Below are 21,030 nucleotides of genomic sequence, written 5' to 3' on the forward strand. Positions count from 1 at the left end.
TCCCCGCTGGACGAGGACCTCGTGGCCGCGGCGCACCAGCTCGTGCACCCCGACCGGGGTGATGGCCACCCGGTACTCGTTGTTCTTGACCTCGGTCGGGACGCCGACTCTCATGGTGTCAGTCTGGGGGCTGGGGCACCCCACGTCGACCCCGAAGCGGTGGCCCGCGTGCCGGCAGGGGTCAGGCCCGGCCCGCCTGCCGTCGGCTCAGCCACTCGGCGGCCTGCCGGACGTAGGCGGTGTAGCCCTCGAGCGCGAGCGGCGCGGCGTCTGCGACCGCGGCCAGGTCGCTCTGGACGTACTCGTGGACCAGGACGTTGCGCAGACCCACGCTCGGGGACAGGCTCCGGGCGAGGTCGCCGGTGATGAGGCCGACCTGGGCGGCCGCCTCGAAGCTGGCCCGGTATGACGTGGGCGTCGCCGAGCCCTCCGTGGTGGCGACGTGGGAGTTGACGTCGATGGCCAGGTCCACCAGCTGGGTGAGGATCCGCTCCAGCGCCCGGCGGGCGAGCCGGTCCTGCTCCAGGCGGGCGAGGTCGATCGCCCCCAGGGACTCCAGGTCCTGCAGCAGCTCGCGCATGAGCAGGAGCCGGGCCTGGACGACGTCGGGGCTGAGGTCGCGAGGGCTCATCGGGCCAGCACCGCCAACGCCTGGTCGCGTAGCCGCTGGGTGTCGCAGAAGGTGCGGAAGGCAAACATCTGCTGGTGGGCGTAGGCCCCAGGCGTCAGCTCGGCCAGCACCTCCACGTCATGGAGGGCGCGGAACCGGGCGACCGGGTCGGCGCTCCCGAGGGGCATGACGTCGACCAGGTCGCCGTAGGCGGCCTGCAGGGCGTTGGTGGCGTCCAGGTGGCTGAGCTCCCGGTCGTGGCCCGGCAGGTAGGCGAGGTCGACGTCGCCCGCGGTCTCGGGCTCGTGCACGGAGCTGCCGAACAGGACCAAGAGGTCGATCCCGAGATCGGCGCAGCGGGCGGCCAGCAGACCGGACTCCCGGTCAGCCCGGAGCTGGGTTAGCACCTCCGGCACGGATGTCATGGGGCCAGTCTACGAAAGCGACGGCGGCAGGCTGCTGGGAAGAGTGGTCCAGGACATCCCGCTGTCGTGGGCCACCGGTCGTCACGACCGCTGTCACCGCACCGTCCAGGCGAGGGCGCTCACCAGGCTCACGCCGAGCAGGAAGGTGATGAGCGTCATCTGGGCCGCCGTCCCGAGCACGTCGCCGGTGACGCCGCCCAGCGACCGGCGGGCCCAGGCCGCGACCCCCCACGCGGCGGCTGCGGCCAGGACGGCGCCGCCGAGGACCGCGACGACGGCCTGCACGGCATACGCCCTGTCCGCGTGGCCGGTGCCGGCCACCACCCGGTGGGGTCGGCCCAGGCGGGGCCGGCCGGGCTGGTCAGCGTCAAGGCGACGACGGCCGCCGCGCACACCAGGGCGGTCGTGAGCACTGCGCCGAAGGCCTGACCGGTCCCCAGGCCCGCGACGAAGCTTCGCCCCGTCCCCTCCTCCCGGGCGTAGGGCAGGGCCGCCGCCAGGACGACCAGGGCGCACCGGGACACCGCCCAGCCCGCCGCGCACACGGCGATGAAGCCCCACGCGCGGAGGCCGCTCGCGAGCCCGACCAGCAGCGACCCGGTGAGCGCCAGGGCCAGCACGACCGCGACCACGCCGAAGACGCCGGTCGCCGAGTCCTTCATCACGGCCAGCCGACGTTCCCGGCCGGCGACGCCGAGGCCGTCGGCGGTGTCGGCCAGGCCGTCGAGGTGCAGGAGCCCGGTGAGCACGGCGTCCACCGTCAGCAGGACCAGCACGCCGGTGAGCACCCCGAGCCAGCGTGCGGCCAGCGCCCCGACGAGCCCCGCGCCCGCGCCGACGAGGGCGCCGACCACCGGGAACCACGGTGCCGCCCGCGCGAGGTCGCCACCGGCGCGGACCCGGACCGGCACCCGGGTGAGGAAAGCGAGGGCGGTGAGGAACCCCATCCCTAGACCGTCGGCCGTTCCTGCGCCAGGCCCAGATCGGCGAAGCTGCCCATCTGGGCGAGGATCCCCACCGCGGACTGCAGGACCGGGACCGCCAGGGTGGCGCCGCTGCCCTCGCCAAGCCGCATCCCCATGCGAAGCACCGGCTCCAGGCCGAGCGCCTCCAGCTGGACGGCGTGCCCCGGCTCGGGGGAGAGGTGCCCGGCGATCATCGCGTCCACCACCGCCGGCGCCAGCCGCGCAGCGACCACGGCCGCCGCGGTGGTGATGAAGCCGTCCAGCAGGACCGGCACCCGGCGGGCGGCGCAGGCCAGCGCCACCCCGGCCAGGGCCGCCACCTCCAGCCCGCCCATCCGGTGCAGCACCTCCCACGGGGTCTGCGCGTCGTCGTGCACGCGGAGGACGGCGTCCACCGCCCGGACCTTCTCCGCCAGCGCCGCACCGCTCACCCCCGTGCCGGGGCCGGTGATGCGGGCAGGGTCCCGCTCGAGCAGGGCGGCGGTGAGCACGGAGGCGATCGTGGTGTTGCCGATGCCCATCTCGCCGAGCGCGACCAGGTCGGTGCCGTCGTCGATGAGCTGGTTGGCCAGCCGGATCCCGTGCGCCACCGCCGTCTCGGCGTCGGCCATCGACATCGCCGAGCCCTCGAGGCAGTTGTCGGTGCCCGCGCGCACCCGGCGGTCGAGGATCGGGCCGCCCCCGGGCTCGACCGTCGGGGGGTCGACGACGCCCAGGTCGGCGACGACGAGCCGGACGTCCAGCTGGCGGGCCAGCACGCCGACCGCGGCCGTGCCGCTGGCGAAGCTGCGGAGCACAAGGCCGGTGACCTCCTGCGGGTAGGCGCTCACGCCGGCCCGCGCGATGCCGTGGTCGGCGGCGCAGACCAGGACCACCGGGTGGTCCACGTGCGGCGCGGACGTGCCCTGGATCCCGGCGACCCGGGCCGCCAGCGACTCCAGGTGGCCCAGGCTGCGCAGCGGCTTGAGCTTGCCGTCCAGCAGCGCGGCGGCCTCGGCGCTGGCCTCGGCGGCGGCGGGGCGGATCGCGGCGATCGTGGCGTCCACGAGGTCGCGGGCGGGGCTGTGCTCGTCGGTCACGTCAGTCCTCCACGGGGTCCAGGGTGAGGGTGCGGCCCGCGACGACGAGCTGGGCGCGGGCGGCACATCCCGCGAGCGTCGCGTTGACCCGTCCGAGCCGGTCGCGGTAGTCGCGGGAGAGCGGGTGCATGGGCACGATCCCGAGGCCCACCTCGTTGCTCACGACGACCACGGTGCCCGGGTATGCGGCGGCCCACCCGGCCAGGTCCCGCGCCAGGGCGAGGGTCGCCTCCTCGTCGTCGCCACGCTCCAGGAGGTTGGCGACCCAGAGGGCGAGGCAGTCGACGACCACGGCCCGGCCCGGTGGGATCCGGGCGCAGGCCGCCGGGAGCTCGAGCGGCTCCTCGACGGTCTCCCAGGTCGGGGGCCGCTCCGCCCGGTGCCGCGCGATCCGGTCGGCCATCTCCTCGTCCCTGGCCTGGCCGGTCGCGACGAAGACCACCGGGTCGCCGGTGGCCTCCGCCCGGCGGACGGCCAGCGAGGACTTGCCGCTGCGCGCGCCACCGGTGAGCAAGGTCAGGCTCACGGGGTGCTCCTTGCGTGCGCTCGGCTGCGGGTCGCCCACCACAGTGCCAGAGCGCCGCCGACCAGCGTCAGCTCGACACGGTCGACCAGGTGCCGGGCCCGCACGATGTCGTCCGTCCCCGGGCGCGGTCCCTCGCCCAGGCGGGGCCGCTCCTCGACCCGCTGGCCGTAGCGCAGCGGGCCGCCGAGCTCGACACCGAGCGCAGCGGCGACCGCAGACTCGGCCACCCCGGCGTTGGGGGAGGGATGGGCGGGTGCGTCCCGCAGGACGGTGTCCAGGACCGGCCGGGCGCGCCCCGCGGGGAGCGCGTGGAGCGCCACGAGGCCGGCGAAGGCCCGGGCAGGCACCCAGGCGAGAGCGTCGTCGAGACGGGCGGCGACCGTGCCGAAGCGCCGGTGGCGGGGGCTGCGGTGGCCCACCATGGCGTCCATCGTGTTCGCGGCCCGGTGCAGGAGGACGCCGGGGGCGCCGAGGGCCAGCCCCCACAGGGCAGGGGCGACGACGGCGTCGACGGTGTTCTCCGCCAACGACTCCACGACCGCGGCGCTCACCCCGTGCGCGTCGAGCCCGCTGGGGTCGCGGCCCACGAGCCACGGCAGCAGGTCCCGTGCGGCGCCGAGGTCGTCCAGGAGCAGGTGCTGCTCGACCCGGGATGCCGCCGCCCTCAGCGTGGTGCCCGCGCTCGCGGTGGCCACCGCGAGGGCCACGCCCGGGACGCCCAGCGCTCCGACGACGATCCCTGCCGCCGTGCCGAGGCCGGCGCCGGTGAGGGCGTAGACCGCCCCCGGCAGCCGCGCATCGGCGTGGATCGCAGCCTCCACCCGGCCCATCGCCGAGCCGAACCACGCCACCGGGTGCCAGCGGTCCGGCGGGTCCGCGAGCAGCCGGTCGGCGAGCAGCCCGAGGGCTGTCCCGAGCGCCCTGTCGGTCGTCGGTGGCACGATCATCCGGGCCGGCGCCTTCACCAGCGCGCCTCGGGGTCGACTCCCGGCGCCGGCCACGGGTGGGCGGCCAGCCCGGCCGCGACCGCGGCGTGCACCGCCGCAGCGATGCGTTGACCCCAGGGCGAGCGCACACCGGCGAAGGGCACCGGCTCCCCCGGCGGGCACGTCGGGGGGCACAGGACGACCGCGGCGTCGCTGGCGGTGCCGGTGCCGGGGACGCCGGCCTGGACGAGCACCTGCGCCTTGGCCTCGGTCAGGGTGCCCAGCGCCTGGACCAGGGCGGAGGGGGACAGCGGCACCGGGACGGACACCACGACGTTGACCGTGCCGGGCGAAGGGGGACGGGACGCGGTGCCCGTCGGGGCGAGCGCCCAGGTCGGCTTGGTCACGCCGACCGTCGCCCACACCTGCACTCCCTCGTGCTCGACGTGCGCCACCTGGGACACGTCGGCCGCCGTGAGGAGGGCGCAGCCCGGTCCGAGGAGGCCGTGCGCGGCCGCCGTCTGGCCGGCCCAGGCCTCCAGGTCGGTGCGCACGAACCCTTCGTCGACTCCTGCGTTGAGGACCCAGCGGGGACGGAGCAGCCCGCCGCCGACCGCGGCCGACGACAGGGCCCACCAGCCCGCGGGCACCTGCCAGACGAGGACGTCGCTCGCACGCTGCAACACCACGTCCCCCACGACGTCCCCCACCCTGTCGTCGGGCCCAAGCGGCCACCCCCAGCCCGGCTCCTGCCCGACCGGCGTCGCCGTCGCGGCGAGCCGCCGCAGCGCACCGACGTCGAGGTGGCTCTCGACCCAGTCGGCGAGGCGGTCGAGGTGGGCGTCGAGAGCGTCGGCGTAGGGCGTCCTGGACCCGACGAAGGTGCCTCCCCGGCAGGCGGCCACGGCACCGAGCAGGCGCTGCCGCAGCCCGTCCGCGTCGAGGACGCCGTGCAGGGAGGTGCCGACGACCCGGCCGTGCGCTGCGACGCAGCCCTCCGGCTCACCGCCGTCGAGCTCCAGCCAGGGACTGGTCCCCACGGCGACCTGCGGTGCGCCCCAACGGATCTGGTAGCCGACGACCGCGGTTGGAGCGGGCTGCGGTCCGCCCGGCCAGCCGGCGAGGTGCCCCACGACCCGCCCGGCCGAGCGCTGCACCGTCTTGCGCGGGCCGCGCAGGACCGTGCGGACCGGCAGCAGCCCCAGCCCTGCCACGCGTCCCAGCCCCGACTCCACCTCGTCGTCGATCTCCTCACCGAGCATCTGGTAGCCGGCGCAAATCCCCAGCAGGTGCGGGCCGGCCGGGTCGGCCCCGAGCCGCACCAGCTCGTCGGCCAGGCCTCGCTCGCGCAGCCAGGCCAGGTCGCGCACGGTGGCCCGGCTGCCGGGGAGGACGACGAGGTCGGCCCCACCCAGGTCGCCCGGCGCCGTGGCCCAGCTCAGCCGGACGTCGGGCTCGAGGGCGAGGGGGTCGAGGTCGGAGGGGTTGGCCAGGTGGGGCAGCCGGACGACGGTCACCCGCAGCGGCCCTGACCGGTTGCCGACCGCGGGCACCCCGGCCGCGGGCTGCTGGTGGGTGTGCTGCGGGTGGTTCGCCCGCGCGCGGGACGCCAGGTGGCCGGACCGGTGCGGACCTTGGAGGTCGAGGGAGTCCTCGACGCCCAGCATCGGCTCCTCGCCCAGGTGCGGCAGGACGCCCAGCACCGGCAGACCGGTCCGGGCCTCCAGGTCGCGCAGGCCGGGCTCCAGGAGGATGACGTCGCCCCGGAAAGTGTTGATGACGAAGCCCCGCAGGCACGCTCTCAGGTGCTCCGGCAGGAGCGCCCACGAGCCGTAGGCCGAGGCGAAGGCACCGCCGCGGTCGATGTCGACGACGAGCACCGCCGGGATGCCTGCCGCCGCCGCGAGCGGCAGGTTGACCAGGTCCCGCCCCAGCAGGTTGATCTCCGCCGCGCCCCCGGCCCCCTCCAGCACCACGACCCCGTGCTCGGAGCGCAGCGACTGCAGGGCCTCGAGCACGACGGGACGCAGCCGGGCGGCGCGGTCGCCGTACCCCGCCGCGTCCTCGACGCCGACCTCCTCCCCGAGCACGACGAGGTGCGAGTGCGTGCACCCGAGGGCTTGAGCAGCACCGGACCCATCCGGCGGTCGGTCTCGACCCGCGCGGCCAGCGCCTGCATGGCCTGGGCCCGACCGATCTCGCCACCGTCGGGGGTGACGGCGGAGTGGTTGGACATGTTCTGCGCCTTGAACGGCGCCACGTCCACCCCCCGCCGGGCCAGCGCTCGGCACAGCGCGCTCACCAGAGTGGACTTGCCCGCCCCGCTGGTCGCGCCGACGACGAGGAGCGCGGCGCCGGGCTCAGTAGTCGATGCCACGCCGGGCCCGGATGCCCTGCTGGAAGGCGTGCTTGACCGCCACCATCTCGGTGACCGTGTCGGCGACGTCGATGACGACCTGCGGCATCTCGCGACCGGTGAGGAAGACCGAGACGTGCTGCGGCCGGTCGCGCAGCACCGTCGCCACCTCGTCGGCGTCGATCCAGCCCCAGGTCATCGGGTAGGAGATCTCGTCGAGCATGACCATCCGGTGCTCGCCCGCCTCGATCAGCTCCCTGGAGAACGTCCAGGCGGCCACCGCTTTCGCCCTGCTCTCGTCGAGATCCTGGCTCTCCCAGGAGAAGCCGTCGCCTGCGCTGAACCACTCCACGCCGAGCTGGCGCAGCATGGCCTCCTCACCGGTCCGCCACCTCCCCGACTTGAGGAACTGCACGACCGCGGTGGGCCAGTCGCGCCCGCGGCTGCGCAGCAGGGTGCCGAAGGCGGCGGTGGACTTGCCCTTGCCGTGCCCGGTGGCGACGAGCACCAGGGAGGGTGCGGAGCGCAGCTCGCGCCGGTCGTAGGGTCGTCGGGTCCGGGGTGCGGCGTGGTCGCCGGCGGTGGTGTCGTCGGGCGTGGAGTCGGTGGGTGTGGGGTCGTCGGGTGTGGGGTCGGTGTGCGGTGGGGTGCTCACGAGGTCTCCTTGCGGCGGCGCGACGCCAGGTCGACGGGGGTATGCCCAGCAGCGCCGCGACCGCGCGGCGGACGGGGTGCGGGGAGGACGACGTGGTGCCCCTCGATCTCGTGGACGAGCACCGGATGCCCGTAGACCCGGGAGAGGACCTCGGGGTCGAGCACTTGGTCGGAGGTCCCGACGGAGACCAGCTCGCCGCGGTGCAGGAGGGCGAGGCGGTCGGCATACCGAGCGGCGGTGCCGAGGTCGTGCATGGCGGCGACGACGGTGAGGCCGTCCTCGTGCCGCAGCTCGTCGACCAGCTCGAGGACCTCGACCTGGTGCCCGAGGTCGAGGGCGCTGGTGGGCTCGTCGAGGAGCAGGACGGGCGACTGCTGAGCGAGGGCGCGGGCGATGACGACCCGCTGCGCCTCCCCGCCGGACAGCTGGCGGACCCGGCGCTCGGCGAAGCCGCCGAGGCGGAGCCGGCGCAGGACGTCGGTGGCGATCCGTCGGTCGAGGTGCGACTCACGCTGCAGCCACCCGAGGTGGGCGGTGCGCCCGAGCAGGACGTACTCGACCACCGTGAGGCCGGGGGGCAGCTCGGGCGACTGGGGCATCAGGGCCAGGTCGACCGGACCGGGCACCCGGCCCTCGCCGAGGACGACCGAGCCGGTGCTCGGCACGAGCCCGACCAGGGCGCGCAGCAGCGTGGACTTGCCCGAGCCGTTGGGGCCGATGAGGCCCAACCACTCACCGGTGCGCAGGTCCAGGTCCAGCGCGCGCAGGGCCTCCGTGCCGTCGTAGGAGACGCCGAGATCGCGGATGCGCAGGGCGTGCGCGGGCCGGAAAGGCGCGGTGGTGCTCACGTGTCCTGCTTTCTGCGCCACAGCACGTAGCAGAAGAAGGGCGCGCCGACGAAGGCGGTGATGACGCCGACCGGGAGCTCGGCGGGGGCCACCAGGGTGCGGGCGCCGATGTCGACGAAGGCTAGGAAGGCCGCGCCGACGAGGAAGGACAGCGGTACGAGGATCCGGTAGGAGTGGCCGACCAGGATCCGCACGATGTGCGGCGTGACCAGCCCGACGAAGGCGATCAGCCCGCTGACCGAGACCGCGGCGGCCGTGATGAGGGTGGCTGCCAGCACCACGACGAGGCGGGAGCGGGCCGGGTGCAGCCCCAGGGCACGGGCCTCGTCGTCACCGAGCCGCAGCACGTCCAGGTGCCGGGCATGCAGCAGGAGGACCACGCCGGCGAGCACGACATACGGGATGAGCAGGGTGACCGGTGCCCAGCCGGCGGTGGCCAGCCGTCCGAACAGCCAGGACAGCACCTCCCGTGCCCTGGTCTGGTCCAACCGTTGCAGCGCGAAGGTCTGGGTGGCCGAGAAGAGCGCGGCCATCGCGACCCCCGCCAGCAGCAGGGTCGCCGGGTCCCGGAACGAGCCGCGCGCGACCAGCACCGAGCCGGTGACCGCGAGGATCGCGCCGAGGAACGCCGCGGCCGGGAGGGCGCCGACCGGACCCCAGGCCAGGTCCAGGCCGAAGCCGAGGGCCAGGACCGCGCCGAGGCCGGCACCGGCCGAGACGCCGAGCAGGTAGGGGTCGGCCAGCGGGTTGCGGAACACGCCCTGGTAGGACGCGCCCGCCATCGCCAGGGCGCCGCCGACCAGGGCGGCCAGCACGGTGCGCGGCAGCCGGATCTGCCAGAGCACCTGCTGCTGCTGGTCGCTCAGCGACTGCTCTACCGCGATGAGCGGGAGACGGTCGAGGAGGGACCGGACGACGCCCTCGACGGGCAGGCCGGCAGCACCCTGGCTGACCGAGAGCAGGCAGGCGAGGGCGACCAGCGCGCAGGCCCCCGCGATCGCCGCGACCGGCAGCCGGAAGGCCCGGCCCGCCGCCTCGTCCAGCGCGTCGCCGGGTCGAGGGGAGTGGGTCCGGGCCGCCAGCGCGGTCCGCTGCTCGGGGGGCGCCGGTGGCGCCGCATGCCTGGTGGTCACGGGCGGGGCCGGTCAGCCACCGACCGGGACGGCGGCCTCGTTGAGCGCATCGGCGACCAGACCGACGAGCTGGGGCAGCCGCGGCCCCCAGCGGGAGGCGATGTCGGCGTCGACGGTGACGATGTTGCCGTCCCTGACCGCCGAGACCTCGGCCCAGCCCGGGCGGTTGGCGACGTCCTCGGCGGTGTAGCTGACCTGGTCGGTGATGACGATGAGCTGCGGGTCGGCCGCGACGATGGCCTCCTCCGTCAGCTGGGGGTAGCCGGTGCCCTCGGTGTCGGCCTCGTCCGCGATGTTGACCGCGCCCATCTGCTCGTAGACCGAGCCGATGAAGCTGTCGCTGCTGGCGCTGAAGAAGGTCTCGTCCAGCTCGTGGTAGATGCGGACCTGGGTGTCCTGGGGCGCCTCGGCGAAGGCCTCTTCCATGGCGGAGCGCATCCCGGCGACCACGCCCGCGGTCTCGTCCACGTGACCGGTGGCCAGGCCCAGGCCCGCGGCGAGGTCGTAGCCACCCTCCACGTCGACCGGCGCGCCCTGGACGATGACCGGGATGCCGAGCGCGTCGAGCGAGGCGACCAGCTCGTTGGTGTCGTTGGCGATGACGACCAGGTCCGGCTCGTAGCCGGCGATGGCTTCGACGTTGGGGTCGTAGCCGGACAGGTCGGTCGTCGGCGCCGACTCGGGGTAGGTGGAGAACTGGTCCGCGGCGACCACCTGGTCACCGGCGCCGATGGCGAAGAGGATCTCGGTGGCGGAGGGCGAGAGCGAGACGATCCGCTCGGGGCGCGTCTCCACGGTGACCTCACCGTTGTCGGCGTCGACCGTGACCGGGAAGTCACCGTCGCCGGCGGCGTCGGCCGTGGTGGCCGAGCCGTCGGTGCTGGCAGCGTCGTCGGTGGTGTTCGCGGTCGCCGGGTCGTCGGTGCCGGTCGCTTCTGCCGTCTCGGTGGTGGCCTCCTCCGGCGTGGTGGCGGTGTCACCGTCGTCACCGCAGGCGGTGAGCCCGAGGGCAAGGGCGGCGGCCAGCGCGAGGGTGCGGCGGCGGGCTGGGTTCGTGCGCGTGGTCATCTGGTCTCCTGTCGGTCGAGGGGGGAGCGCTCGAGCGACAGGACCAGGGGCGGTCCGCCGTCCGAACCAGCCCTAATCCTCGAGGGCGAGTAGTGTCGGATCATCGAGCAGTTCGACCGGACTCGGCCGGCGACCTGCTGGTCGCCGGGCTCCACCGTTGCGGGACAGTGCCGGGTTCTCACCGGACTTCGGCTGCACGACAGACCCAGGGTACCGGGTGCCGCCGGGCGGAGCCTGTCAGGTGCCTCACCCGCCCGACGCGGCCCGCAGCGCCCGTTCCACGCGCTCCAGCCCGCCGGGCCCGGGGACCGCGATCCGGGCCGTGCCGGGCATCCCGAAGCTGGTGCAGTCCCGGACGAGCACGCCGTGCGGGGCCAGGCGCTCGCGCAGCGCGGGCTCGTGGACGAGCACCCAGGGAGCCTGCGCCGCCTCGACCCTCAGGCCGGCGTCCTCCAGCAGGTGGACGACCTGGTCCCGCAGGGCGGCGATAGCTCTGGCCCAACCGGGCAGGTCAGCGGTGGCGAGCAGGTCGGGCAGCACCGCGAGGGCCAGGGTCGAGACCGACCAGTGCGGCTGCGCCGTGCGCAGTCCGGCCAGGAGCGCGTCGGGGTCGAGGGCCCGCCCGTCCGCGGTGGTGAGAGCGCCTCTCGCCGGCACCACGACATACCCGAGCCGCAGCCCGGGGCAGTGGAACGTCTTGGTGAGCGAGCCCACGGTGAGGCAGGCGTCGCGCCCGGCGGTCCATCGCCCGGTCGCGAGGGGGTAGAACGCCTCGTCCCAGACCTGCACCTTCTCCTCGGCGGTCGCGAGGCGCCCGCTGGGGGAGTGGGGGTCGGTGCGCCACCGGGGGCCGCGGTCGCTGCGCGGGTGCAGACCGAACTCCGGCTCGCGCAGCACGCCGCCCCCCAGGACGGCGGCGACGAGGTGGATGGCCTCGCTGCCGCCGTTGGTGAGCAGGACCCGCCCAGGGTCCGCCCCGAGCGCCTCGGCGAGGAGACGGGTGGCCGCTGCGGGGTCGGGGTAGCGGACCAGCGAGTCCAGGTGCACTGCCACGAGCGGACCGATGTCGGGGGCGACGGGGTTCATGTTCTGCGACAGGTCGAGCAGGTCGTCGGGGTCCATCCCGAGCGCCCGGGCGACGGCCGGCCCGTCGCCGCCGTGCGCCCCTGGGGCGGGCAGAGAGGGGTCGGACGGGGGCATCTGGACACTCTAAGGCCGAAATTCCGCGACGCGCCGGGGTGTTGAGTTGGCAAAGTCGGCCCGCCATCTGCCTACCGTGAGGCGACCCATCCATGCGATGAAAGGCTGTACCCATGAGCAAGAAGGTCATCGTCGAGGCCGTCGCCCGCGAGGCGGGCATGACGCAGGCTGCTGCCGACAAGGTCGTCAGCGCTGTCCTGGACGCCGTCTCCGCCGAGCTCGCCAAGGGCGAGAAGGTCTCGTTCCCCGGCTTCGGCACCTTCGAGGTCCGCGAGCGCGCGGCCCGCACCGGCCGCAACCCCCAGACGGGCGCGGAGATCCAGATCGCCGCCAGCAAGTCCGTCGGCTTCAAGCAGGGCTCCAAGCTCAAGGACCGCGTCAACGACTGACGCACCCTCCGCGTCGCGACGCCCGGTCCCCCGCCAGGGGGGCCGGGCGTCGCGCGTCTCTGCCCCCGCGCGCAGCAGCGTGCCGTCCCCGGGCGACGGGGGCCGGGTCCGGGCGGGCCTCGGGCCGCGCGTGACGTTCCCGACGGTGCGGACGTCGAGATCGGCGACGAAGCCGCACTCCACGCATCCCTCGGTGGTAACCACTTGTCACCAGACGGATAACCGTGCATGATGGTCCGCATGACGTCGACGGGCTGGCACCTGACCCGGTGCGCCGAGCTGGACCTTCTGCGCGTCAGCAGCATGCTGATGTGCCCGTGTCGCTGACCCCCGCCCCGCCGACGCGCGTCTGACCGGCCGCCGGCCGACCTCCTCGGTCCGGCAGGACGTCCCGCGCCGCACGCACCGACGTCGCCTGCACCCCCGCCCGGGCCGCCGGCTGCCGCGCCCCGGTGCCCCCGTCAGCTCCGCCCCCGTCGGACGCGCGTCCGCTCCGTCCCGTCCCGACCCAGGCCCCTCCGGCCGAGACCGCCCCCTGCCCGCCCGCACCGCAAAGGCTGCCCCATGAACGCCTCCACCCCCACCGTCACTCCCGTCGTGCCTCCGTCCGCCGCCGCCCGTGCCGGCTCACCTCCGACCGGGGCCCGGGTCCGTCCCTCGCGCCCGGGCCGGCCGCAGGGTCAGTGGGCGGTGGACGGGCGCGAGCCGCTGAACGCCAACGAGGCCGTCAAGGCCGCCGACAACGGGCTCAACGTCCGCGAGCGCATCGAGACGATCTACGCCCGGGAGGGCTTCGACTCGATCCCGACCGACGACCTGCACGGCAGGTTCCGCTGGTGGGGCCTGTACACCCAGCGGCGCCCCGGCATCGACGGCGGGCGCACCGCCCAGCTGGAGCCGCACGAGCTGGAGGACCGCTACTTCATGCTCCGCGTCCGCATCGACGGCGGAGCGCTGACCACCGCCCAGCTGCGGGTGGTCGGCGAGCTGTCCACCGAGCTGGCCCGGGACACCGCCGACATCACCGACCGGCAGAACATCCAGCTGCACTGGGTGCGGGTCGAGGACGTGCCGCAGATCTGGGCGCGGCTGGAGGCGGTCGGGCTGTCCACGACCGAGGCGTGCGGCGACACCCCCCGGGTGGTCCTCGGCTCCCCGGTCGCCGGGGTGGCCGCCGACGAGATCATCGACCCGACCCCGGTCATCGAGGAGATCGTCACCCGTTTCGTCGGCGACCCCGAGCTGGCCAACCTGCCCCGCAAGTTCAAGTCCGCCGTCACCGGCCACCCCAGCCTGGACGTCGTCCACGAGATCAACGACATCTCCCTCGTCGGCGTCGTCCACCCCGAGCTCGGGCCGGGGTACGACCTCTGGGTCGGTGGCGCGCTGTCCACGGCGCCCCGGCTGGCCGAGCGGCTCGGGGCCTTCGTCCCGGCGGACCAGGCCGCCGACGTCTGGCACGGCGTGGTCCGGATCTTCCGCGACCACGGCTACCGCCGCCTGCGCACCAAGGCGCGCCTGAAGTTCCTGCTCGCCGAGTGGGGTCCGGAGAAGTTCCGGCAGGTCCTGGAGACCGACTATCTCGGTCACCCGCTGCCCGACGGTCCGGCGCCCGCCGCGCCGAGCGGGCCCGGCGACCACGTCGGGGTGCACCGCCAGAAGGACGGGCTGCGCTACGTCGGCCTGGCCCCCACCGTGGGCCGCCTCCCCGGCAGCTCCCTGCAACGGCTGGCCGACCTGGTCGAGACCGTGGGGTCCGGACGCGTCCGGCTGACCCCGCACCAGAAGCTCATCGTGCTGGACGTGCCCCCCGACCGGGTCGACGAGCTCCTCGAGGGCGCGGCGGACCTCGGTCTGACCGCCACCCCCTCGGTGTTCCGGCGGTCCACGATCGCCTGCACCGGCATCGAGTTCTGCAAGCTGGCGATCGTCGAGACGAAGGCGACGGCCGCCACCGCGGTCGCCGAGCTGGAGCGGCGCCTGGCCGACGTCGAGCCGCTCCTGGACAGCCCGATCAGCCTGCACGTCAACGGCTGCCCCAACTCCTGCGCCCGCATCCAGACGGCCGACATCGGGCTCAAGGGCCAGATCATCACCACCGGCGACGGGGTGCAGGCGCCGGGGTTCCAGGTCCACCTCGGCGGGGGGCTGGCGTCCGTCGACCTCGAGGAGCCGGGCCTGGGGCGGACCGTCCGCGGGCTGAAGGTCTCGGCCGAGGAGCTGCCGGACTACGTGGAACGGGTCGTGCGCAGGTATGCCGCGACGCGCACCGCGGGCGAGACCTTCGCCCGCTGGGCGCACCGCGTGGACGACGAGGAGCTGCGATGAACCGCACCGAGCCGGCGCTCGCGCCCGGGCACCTTCGCACGCTCGCCGAGGAGGCCGGCCGACGGTTCGCGGCGGTGGAGACCGACCTGGGTCCGCGCGCCCTGGCCGACCTCGTCCTGGGGTGGGCGGCCGAGAAGTTCGACCGGATCGCCGTGGCCTGCTCGATGGCCGACGCCGTGCTCCCCCACCTGGTGGCCGAGCACCGGCCCGGGGTCGACGTCCTCTTCCTCGACACCGGCTACCACTTCCCCGAGACCCTGGCCACCCGCGACCGCGTCGCCGACCAGCTCGACGTCACCGTCGTCGACGTGCTCCCCGGGCGGACCGTGGCCGAGCAGGACGCCGACCTCGGTCCGCGCCTGCACGACCGCGACCCCGGCCGGTGCTGCGCCCTGCGCAAGGTGGACCCGCTGCGGCGCACCCTGGCGGGCTACGACGCCTGGGTCACCGGCGTGCGCCGGGAGGAGGGTCCCACGCGGGCGGACACCCCCCTGGTCACCTGGGACGAGGCCTTCGGCCTGGTCAAGATCAATCCCCTGGCCACGTGGACCCTCGAGCAGGTGCTCGACCACGCCGAGCGCGAGATGCTGCCGGCCAACCCCCTCCTCGCGCAGGGATACCCCTCGATCGGCTGCGCGCCGTGCACCCGCCCGGTCGCCCCCGGCGAGGATCCTCGGGCCGGTCGCTGGGCCGGCTTCGCCAAGACCGAGTGCGGCCTGCATCCCGGCGCTCCCGCCGGTGGCGACGGCACCGCACCCGCCGGCGCGCGCGCCATACCCCCTTCCTCGACCACCCCGACGCCCCGGGAGGCGCCATGAGCACCCTGACCCCCGACCTGCGACCCGCGTCCCTGCCGCCGGTGGCCCAGCTGCCGGTGCGCGGGGGCGAGCACGCCCTGCTGGACGCCCTGGAGAGCGAGGCCGTCCACATCATCCGGGAGACGGTGGCCGAGCTGGAGCGACCGGTCCTGCTCTTCTCGGGCGGCAAGGACTCCGTGGTGATGCTCCACCTGGCCGCCAAGGCCCTGTGGCCGGCCCGGGTGCCCTTCCCGGTGCTGCACGTGGACACCGGGCACAACTTCCCCGAGGTGCTGGCGTTCCGGGACCGGGCGGTGGAGCGGTACGGCGTCGAGCTGGTGGTCGCCCGGGTGCAGGACTACCTCGACGACGGCCGGCTGCGGGAGCGGGCCGACGGCACCCGCAACCCCCTGCAGACCCTCCCGCTCCTGGAGGCGATCGCGGCCCACCGCTTCGACGGCGTCTTCGGGGGAGGCCGTCGCGACGAGGACAAGGCCCGTGCCAAGGAGCGGATCGTCAGCCTGCGCGACGACTTCGGCCAGTGGGACCCGCGCAACCAGCGCCCCGAGCTGTGGCGGCTCTACAACACCCGGCACCGCCCCGGTGAGCACGTGCGCGTCTTCCCGCTCAGCAACTGGACCGAGCTGGACGTCTGGCGCTACGTGGCGCGGGAGGGGATCGAGCTGCCGAGCCTCTACTACGCCCACGAGCGCGAGGTCTTCGAGCGGGACGGGATGCTGCTCACGCCCGGGCCGTGGAGCAGGCCCCGGCCGGGGGAGGTCACCACCGCCCGACGGGTGCGCTACCGCACCGTCGGCGACATGTCGTGCACCGGAGCGGTCCTCTCCGAGGCCGTGGACGTGCAGGAGGTGCTCGCCGAGGTGGCGGCCAGCACCGTCACCGAGCGCGGCGCCACCCGGGCCGACGACCGGCTCTCGGAGGCCGCCATGGAGGACCGCAAGAAGGAGGGGTACTTCTGATGAGCATCTCGACCCGGACCTCGACACCGCCCCCCACGCGGGACCCGGCCCCCACGCGGGACCCGGCCCCCACCCGGGCCCCGGGCCCGACGGCGACGCCGGACCAGGCCCCGACCCTGCTGCGGCTGGCAACCGCCGGCTCGGTGGACGACGGCAAGTCCACGCTCGTGGGGCGCCTGCTGCACGACACCCGGTCCGTCCTCGCCGACCAGCTCGCGGCGGTCGAGGCCGTCAGCCGCCGTCGCGGGTGGACCGGCGAGCTGGCCGACCTGGCGCTGCTCACCGACGGCCTGCGGGCCGAGCGGGAGCAGGGGATCACCATCGACGTGGCCTACCGCTACTTCGCCACGGCGAACCGGTCGTTCATCCTCGCCGACTGCCCCGGCCACGTGCAGTACACCCGCAACACGGTCACCGGTGCCAGCACCGCCGACGTGGTGGTCGTGCTCGTCGACGCCCGGCACGGCGTGGTCGAGCAGACCCGCCGCCACCTGGCGGTCGTCGCTCTGCTGCGCGTCCCGCACGTCGTCGTGGCGCTGAACAAGATCGACCTCGTCGACGACGCGGAGGCGGTGCACCGCAGGGTCTGCGCCGAGGTGGCCGAGCTGTCCGCCCGCCTCGGCCTGGCCGACGCGCTCGTCGTGCCGGTCTCGGCGCTGCTGGGCGACAACGTCGTCGAACGCTCCGCCCGCACGGGCTGGTACACCGGCCCCACCCTGCTCGAGCTGCTGGAGACCCTGCCGCCCCTGAACCTGGCGCAGGAGCCGTTCCGGATGCCCGTGCAGCTGGTCCTGCGACCCCAGCACGGTGCGCTGGACCCCACCCTCGTGGACTACCGGGGGTATGCCGGGCACGTGGGCTCGGGCACGGTGCGGGTCGGGGACGAGGTCGTGGTGTCCGCGTCCGGCCGACGGACCACGGTCGTGGGGATCGACGTCGGCGGACGCGGCGTGCCCGAGGCGGCAGCACCCCTGTCGGCGACGCTCCGGCTCGCCGACGCGCTGGACGTCGCCCGCGGCGACCTCCTCAGCGCCGCCGACGAGGCCCCGCGACCGAGGCAGGACGCGGAGGTCGTGCTGTGCTGGCTCGCGGAGACCCCGCTCGTGCCCGGTGCGCGGGTGCTGGTCAAGCACGGCACCCGCACGGTGCGGGCCCGGGCCGACCGGCTGGTCTCCCGCCTCGACGTGGCCACCCTGGACCACGGGCCGGTGGAACGGGCCGGCCTCAACGACCTCGTGCGGGTCGAGCTGCGGCTCGCCGAGGCCCTGCCGCTGGAGCCTACGAGGTGTCCCGCGAGGGTGGATCCTTCCTCGTCGTCGACGAGCACGACGGGACCACCTCGCGGCCGGGATCGTCGGCACGGGGTCGCTCCCGTGAGCCCCGGGCTGACCCTGCTCGGGCTGGACCTGAGGGGTCGACGGGTGGTCGCCGTCGGGGGCGGGCCGGTCTCGGCGCGTCGGGTGCTCGACCTGGCCGAGGACGGGGCCCAGGTCAGCGTCGTCGCGCCCGAGCTCTACCCCGACCTGGCCGCGGCGGTGGCACGGCGGCAGGTGGGCTGGGTGCCCCGTCCCTACGCCGGTCCCGGCGACCTGGCCGGGGCCTGGTTGGTGCACACGGCCACCGGCCAGGACCGGGTCGACGACCGGGTGGCGCACGACGCGGCGGGCTCGCGCATCTTCTGCGTCCGCGCCGGTGCCCCGGCACGCGGCACCGCCCGGGTGCCGGCACGCGGCACGGTCGCCACCCAGGACGGACCGCTGCAGGTCGCCGTGCACGCCGGCGGCGACCCGCGCCGTTCGGTCACCGCCCGGGACGCGGTCCTGACGCACCTGGGCTCCGGGTCGGTCGACCTGCGCGCCCGCCGGCCGCGCCGCACCGGCTGGGTGGCCCTCGTCGGGGCGGGCCCCGGTGACGAGCAGCTCGTCACGGCCCGCGCATCGGCCCTGCTGGCCCAGGCGGACGTCGTGGTCACCGACCGGCTGGTCCCGCGCGGTCTGCTCGCGCGTCTCCCCGCCGACGTGCGCGTGGTCGACGTCGGCAAGACCAGCGGCAGCCACCCCGTCCCGCAGCACGAGATCAACCAGATCCTCGTCGAGGAGGCCCGGGCCGGTCGAGCGGTCGTCCGGCTCAAGGGAGGGGACCCCTACGTCCTGGGCCGGGGCGGGGAGGAGCGGCTGGCCTGCGAGGCGGCGGGCGTCGAGGTCGAGGTCGTCCCCGGGATCAGCTCGGCGGTCGCCGTGCCGGCCGCCGCGGGCATCCCGGTCACCCACCGGGGCCTGGCCCGCGGCTACACGGTGGTCACCGGCCACGACGAGCTGCCCGCGCTGCCCACCGGTGGCGACCACACCCTCGTCGTCCTCATGGGCGTGGCCACGCTGAGGCGCACGGCGGCACTGCTCGTCGAGCACGGCCGTTCCCCGGCGATGCCGGTCGCGGTCGTCGAGAGCGGCTGCACCCCGCAGCAGCGGGTGACCGTGGGCACCCTCGCCGACATCGCGGACCGGGCCGAGGCGGTGGGCGTCGCGTCGCCGGCGGTCGTGGTGGTCGGCGACGTGGTCCGTCTGTCGCACGCGCGGACGGGTGCCGGGACCATGCCGGCCGGCGTCCTCGACCTGGGGGGCGACGTGGCCCTCGGCGTGCGGCCGTCCCTGCGCGTCGGTGCGGTGGCGTGACCACCCTGGTCCTCGTCCTCCTCGTGGGTGCCGCCGCCCAGCTCGTGGACGGGTCCTTGGGGATGGGCTACGGCGTGACGTCCGCGTCGCTGCTGCTCTCGACCGGCGTCGCACCGGCCTGGCCAGCGCGTCCGTGAACGTCGCCCAGCTGGGGACGACGCTCTCGTCGGGGATCAGCCACTGGCGGGTCGGCAACGTCGACTGGCGGATCGTGCGCCGGCTCGCCGGTCCCGGCGCCGTCGGCGGGTTCGTCGGGGCGACCGTGCTCTCCGGTCTCGACACGGCCGTCGCGCGGCCCGTGATGGCCTGGCTGCTGCTCGTGCTCGGGGTCGCCGTCACCGTGCGTTTCGGGCTGCGGCACTCACCCCGGCTGGAACGGTCCCCGCGGTGGACGGCACGGCGACGCTTCCTCGGGCCGCTCGGTGCCGGGGGAGGTTTCGTCAACGCGACCGGGGGCGGTGGCTGGGGGCCCGTGGTCACCTCCACCCTCCTGGCCACAGCGGACGCCGAGCCGCGCCGGGTCATCGGATCGGTGGCGACCTCGGAGTTCGTCGTCTCGGTCGCGGCCAGCGCGGGGTTCGTGGTCGGCCTGGGGCTACGGGACCTGGACTGGTGGACGGTGGGAGCCTCATGGCCGGGGGCGTGGTCGCCGCGCCCTTCGCGGCGCTGCTCGCCGGGAAGCTCCCGCAGGCCGTCCTCGGCGTGGCGGTCGGAGGGCTCATCGTGCTGCTCAACCTCGCCCCCGTGCTGTCCGGGCTGGGCGTGGCACAGGCGGGGGTCAGTGTCCCCACCCTCCTGGCCGTCGTCGCCGCGGTGTGGGTGTCCCTGCTCGTGCGGGCCGCCCTGGTCGTCCGTCGTGTCCGCACGCCCCGGCCTGCGCCGACGGGCGAGGAGCGCGCCAGCGTGGGAACGGCGTCATGACGGGCCGACGCCCCCTGCCCCTGCCCGGCCGCACCACGGCCGGGGAGGGTCGGCGCCCCCTGGTGGTGGCGGCGCACGGCACGGCCAGCGAGGAGGGCCAGCGCGTGGTCCGCGACTGCGCCGCCCGGGCCGGTGCGCTCCTGGGGCTGCCCTCCCCACCCTCCGTCGGCTTCGTCGACGTCTGCGGGCCGACCCTGCAGGAGGTCCTCGCCGGGCTGTCCGACCCGGTCGTCGTGCCGTTCTTCCTGGCGTCCGGCTACCACGTGCGGCACGACGTCCCCTCGGCCGTGGTGACGATGCCCCGGGCATCGGTCACTCCGGCGCTCGGCGCTGAGGAGGAGGTGCTCCAGGCCCTGACGGACCGCGTGCTGCAGGCTCGGCCCCGGGCCGTGGAGGGGAGGGCGGGAGAAGGAGGGGCCATGAGGCTGCGGGCCGTCCTCGTCGTCGGCGCCGGCTCGAGCGTCGACGCGGCCCGGGCCGAGGTCGCCCAGATCTCCGGTCTGCTGGGCGCACGGCTCGGCGTGGCCACGGGCACGGCCTTCCTCAGCGGCCCCGGACCCCGGCCGGAGGAGGAGCTGTCCCGGCTGACGACGAGGGCCGGGAGTCGGGGCACGTCGTCGTCGCCGCCCACCTGCTCTCACCCGGTCACTTCCTGGACCGGGCCCATCGGGTGGCGGCCGCCGCCGGCACCGTGGCCACCGCGCCGCTGGGCACCCACGACGCCCTGGCCGCTCTCGTGGCGCGCCGCTACCGCGAGGCCACGGCGTGACGAGGGGCAGGTGTGCTGGTCCGTGCGCCCGCCTGCGGCCCGGGGACCGGGGTGTCATCCGGTCCGCCCGGCCGGCATCGACGTCTCCGCAGGTCGCGCGTCCGTGGGTCCGGGCACACTGGACGAGACCTCTGCCGCGCCCGGGCTGACTGTCAGCCGGTTGTGCACCGCTGACATGCGGAGAACCGCAGGTCGCGGTCCCACCTGCTCAGCCGGCCAGCACCTCCGCCGTGGTCACCGCGTCGATCCCGAACGCCTCCCCGACGGCCGGGTAGGTGAGCTGGCCGGCGTGGGTGTTGAGGCCGTGGGCCAGGGCGTCGTCGTCGCGCAGCGCCTGCGCCCACCCTTTCTCGGCGAGCTGCACCGCGTAGGGCAGGGTGGCG

21 protein-coding genes and 6 pseudogenes are annotated in these 21,030 nt (G+C 75.3%); 10 read left to right on the plus strand and 17 right to left on the minus strand.

All coding sequences use genetic code 11. From position 1 onward, the window contains the following. The 16 genes and pseudogenes from BJF81_RS10065 to BJF81_RS10135 form a co-directional block, all read right to left on the minus strand. Positions 1–114: pseudogene (locus tag BJF81_RS10065) on the minus strand (alanine dehydrogenase); the annotation flags it as partial. Between the two features lie 67 nt (positions 115–181). Further along, positions 182–631 (minus strand): type VII toxin-antitoxin system HepT family RNase toxin, encoded by a 450-nt coding sequence (gene hepT, locus BJF81_RS10070; protein WP_075958229.1) that lies wholly within the window; start codon positions 629–631, stop codon positions 182–184. Continuing rightward, positions 628–1,035, minus strand: coding sequence for a hypothetical protein (locus BJF81_RS10075; protein ID WP_143780785.1), 408 nt, complete (start codon positions 1,033–1,035; stop codon positions 628–630). The genes hepT and BJF81_RS10075 overlap by 4 nt, the downstream gene beginning before the upstream one ends. A gap of 93 nt (positions 1,036–1,128) precedes the next feature. Beyond that, entirely contained in the window at positions 1,129–1,236 is a 108-nt protein-coding gene (locus tag BJF81_RS21515) for a hypothetical protein (protein WP_446740555.1), read from the minus strand. Then, positions 1,191–1,982, minus strand: a complete 792-nt coding sequence (locus BJF81_RS10085) for an adenosylcobinamide-GDP ribazoletransferase (protein WP_075958231.1) — start codon at positions 1,980–1,982, stop codon at positions 1,191–1,193. Before BJF81_RS10085 ends, BJF81_RS21515 begins: the two co-directional genes overlap by 46 nt. Before the next feature lie 2 nt (positions 1,983–1,984). Next, the gene (gene cobT / locus BJF81_RS10090; protein WP_075958232.1) at positions 1,985–3,079 is read right to left on the minus strand and encodes a nicotinate-nucleotide--dimethylbenzimidazole phosphoribosyltransferase; all 1,095 of its coding nucleotides are present in this window, start codon (positions 3,077–3,079) and stop codon (positions 1,985–1,987) included. Position 3,080: 1 nt separating this feature from the next. Further along, a complete protein-coding gene (gene cobU / locus BJF81_RS10095; protein WP_202817468.1) occupies positions 3,081–3,605 on the minus strand; it encodes a bifunctional adenosylcobinamide kinase/adenosylcobinamide-phosphate guanylyltransferase in 525 nt (174 codons plus the stop codon). After that, the gene (locus BJF81_RS10100) at positions 3,602–4,552 is read right to left on the minus strand and encodes a cobalamin biosynthesis protein CobD/CbiB (protein ID WP_075958242.1); all 951 of its coding nucleotides are present in this window, start codon (positions 4,550–4,552) and stop codon (positions 3,602–3,604) included. Before BJF81_RS10100 ends, cobU begins: the two co-directional genes overlap by 4 nt. 14 nt (positions 4,553–4,566) lie before the next feature. Next, complete coding sequence (locus tag BJF81_RS21520; protein WP_446740556.1) at positions 4,567–5,241, minus strand: adenosylcobinamide amidohydrolase; 675 nt, start codon at positions 5,239–5,241, stop codon at positions 4,567–4,569. 78 nt (positions 5,242–5,319) lie between these two features. Then, positions 5,320–6,627 (minus strand): annotated as a pseudogene (locus BJF81_RS21525) (cobyric acid synthase); the annotation flags it as partial. A 71-nt stretch (positions 6,628–6,698) separates the two neighbouring features. Beyond that, positions 6,699–6,908 (minus strand): annotated as a pseudogene (locus BJF81_RS21010) (nucleotide-binding protein); the annotation flags it as partial. Then, positions 6,892–7,542, minus strand: a complete 651-nt coding sequence (cobO, locus tag BJF81_RS10115) for a cob(I)yrinic acid a,c-diamide adenosyltransferase (protein ID WP_083664143.1) — start codon at positions 7,540–7,542, stop codon at positions 6,892–6,894. The gene cobO and the pseudogene BJF81_RS21010, both read right to left, overlap by 17 nt. After that, positions 7,539–8,390, minus strand: a complete 852-nt coding sequence (locus BJF81_RS10120; RefSeq protein ID WP_075958235.1) for an ABC transporter ATP-binding protein — start codon at positions 8,388–8,390, stop codon at positions 7,539–7,541. Before BJF81_RS10120 ends, cobO begins: the two co-directional genes overlap by 4 nt. Beyond that, positions 8,387–9,523, minus strand: coding sequence for a FecCD family ABC transporter permease (locus BJF81_RS10125; protein ID WP_237770175.1), 1,137 nt, complete (start codon positions 9,521–9,523; stop codon positions 8,387–8,389). The genes BJF81_RS10120 and BJF81_RS10125 overlap by 4 nt, the downstream gene beginning before the upstream one ends. Positions 9,524–9,535: 12 nt before the next feature. Continuing rightward, complete coding sequence (locus tag BJF81_RS10130; RefSeq protein ID WP_075958236.1) at positions 9,536–10,591, minus strand: ABC transporter substrate-binding protein; 1,056 nt, start codon at positions 10,589–10,591, stop codon at positions 9,536–9,538. Positions 10,592–10,837: 246 nt separating this feature from the next. Continuing rightward, positions 10,838–11,791, minus strand: a complete 954-nt coding sequence (locus tag BJF81_RS10135; RefSeq protein ID WP_075958237.1) for an aminotransferase class I/II-fold pyridoxal phosphate-dependent enzyme — start codon at positions 11,789–11,791, stop codon at positions 10,838–10,840. 113 nt (positions 11,792–11,904) lie between these two features. Between BJF81_RS10135 and BJF81_RS10140 the strand changes: the two genes are divergently transcribed. From BJF81_RS10140 to BJF81_RS21530, 10 genes and pseudogenes are all read left to right on the plus strand, one after another. Further along, positions 11,905–12,180, plus strand: coding sequence for an HU family DNA-binding protein (locus tag BJF81_RS10140; RefSeq protein WP_075958238.1), 276 nt, complete (start codon positions 11,905–11,907; stop codon positions 12,178–12,180). 564 nt (positions 12,181–12,744) lie between these two features. Continuing rightward, the gene (locus BJF81_RS10145) at positions 12,745–14,508 is read left to right on the plus strand and encodes a nitrite/sulfite reductase (RefSeq protein ID WP_083664144.1); all 1,764 of its coding nucleotides are present in this window, start codon (positions 12,745–12,747) and stop codon (positions 14,506–14,508) included. Next, positions 14,505–15,326: a phosphoadenylyl-sulfate reductase gene (locus BJF81_RS10150; protein WP_083664145.1), complete on the plus strand. Its 822-nt coding sequence runs from the start codon at positions 14,505–14,507 to the stop codon at positions 15,324–15,326. Before BJF81_RS10145 ends, BJF81_RS10150 begins: the two co-directional genes overlap by 4 nt. Further along, positions 15,323–16,285, plus strand: coding sequence for a sulfate adenylyltransferase subunit CysD (gene cysD, locus BJF81_RS10155; RefSeq protein WP_083664146.1), 963 nt, complete (start codon positions 15,323–15,325; stop codon positions 16,283–16,285). The genes BJF81_RS10150 and cysD overlap by 4 nt, the downstream gene beginning before the upstream one ends. Continuing rightward, positions 16,285–17,636 (plus strand): annotated as a pseudogene (locus BJF81_RS17530) (GTP-binding protein); the annotation flags it as partial. The gene cysD and the pseudogene BJF81_RS17530, both read left to right, overlap by 1 nt. 109 nt (positions 17,637–17,745) lie before the next feature. Beyond that, positions 17,746–18,957 carry a uroporphyrinogen-III C-methyltransferase gene (gene cobA, locus BJF81_RS17535; RefSeq protein WP_446740554.1) on the plus strand — a complete coding sequence of 404 codons (1,212 nt, stop codon included), beginning with the start codon at positions 17,746–17,748 and terminating at the stop codon, positions 18,955–18,957. Then, positions 18,954–19,094: a hypothetical protein gene (locus tag BJF81_RS19635; protein WP_237770176.1), complete on the plus strand. Its 141-nt coding sequence runs from the start codon at positions 18,954–18,956 to the stop codon at positions 19,092–19,094. The genes cobA and BJF81_RS19635 overlap by 4 nt, the downstream gene beginning before the upstream one ends. After that, a pseudogene (locus BJF81_RS19640) lies at positions 19,091–19,540 on the plus strand (sulfite exporter TauE/SafE family protein); the annotation flags it as partial. The gene BJF81_RS19635 and the pseudogene BJF81_RS19640, both read left to right, overlap by 4 nt. A gap of 29 nt (positions 19,541–19,569) precedes the next feature. Beyond that, on the plus strand, positions 19,570–19,878 hold the full coding sequence (locus tag BJF81_RS19645; RefSeq protein ID WP_237770177.1) for a hypothetical protein: 309 nt from the start codon (positions 19,570–19,572) through the stop codon (positions 19,876–19,878). Continuing rightward, positions 19,875–20,225, plus strand: a pseudogene (locus tag BJF81_RS21530) (sirohydrochlorin chelatase); the annotation flags it as partial. The gene BJF81_RS19645 and the pseudogene BJF81_RS21530, both read left to right, overlap by 4 nt. Positions 20,226–20,855: 630 nt before the next feature. Here BJF81_RS21530 and BJF81_RS21015 read toward each other — a convergent pair. Next, positions 20,856–21,023 carry a hypothetical protein gene (locus tag BJF81_RS21015; protein WP_342447124.1) on the minus strand — a complete coding sequence of 56 codons (168 nt, stop codon included), beginning with the start codon at positions 21,021–21,023 and terminating at the stop codon, positions 20,856–20,858. Positions 21,024–21,030 lie beyond the last annotated feature (7 nt).

Source organism: Ornithinimicrobium sp. CNJ-824 (assembly GCF_001942405.1).
In the GTDB taxonomy this organism is placed as follows: domain Bacteria; phylum Actinomycetota; class Actinomycetes; order Actinomycetales; family Dermatophilaceae; genus Ornithinicoccus; species Ornithinicoccus kibberensis.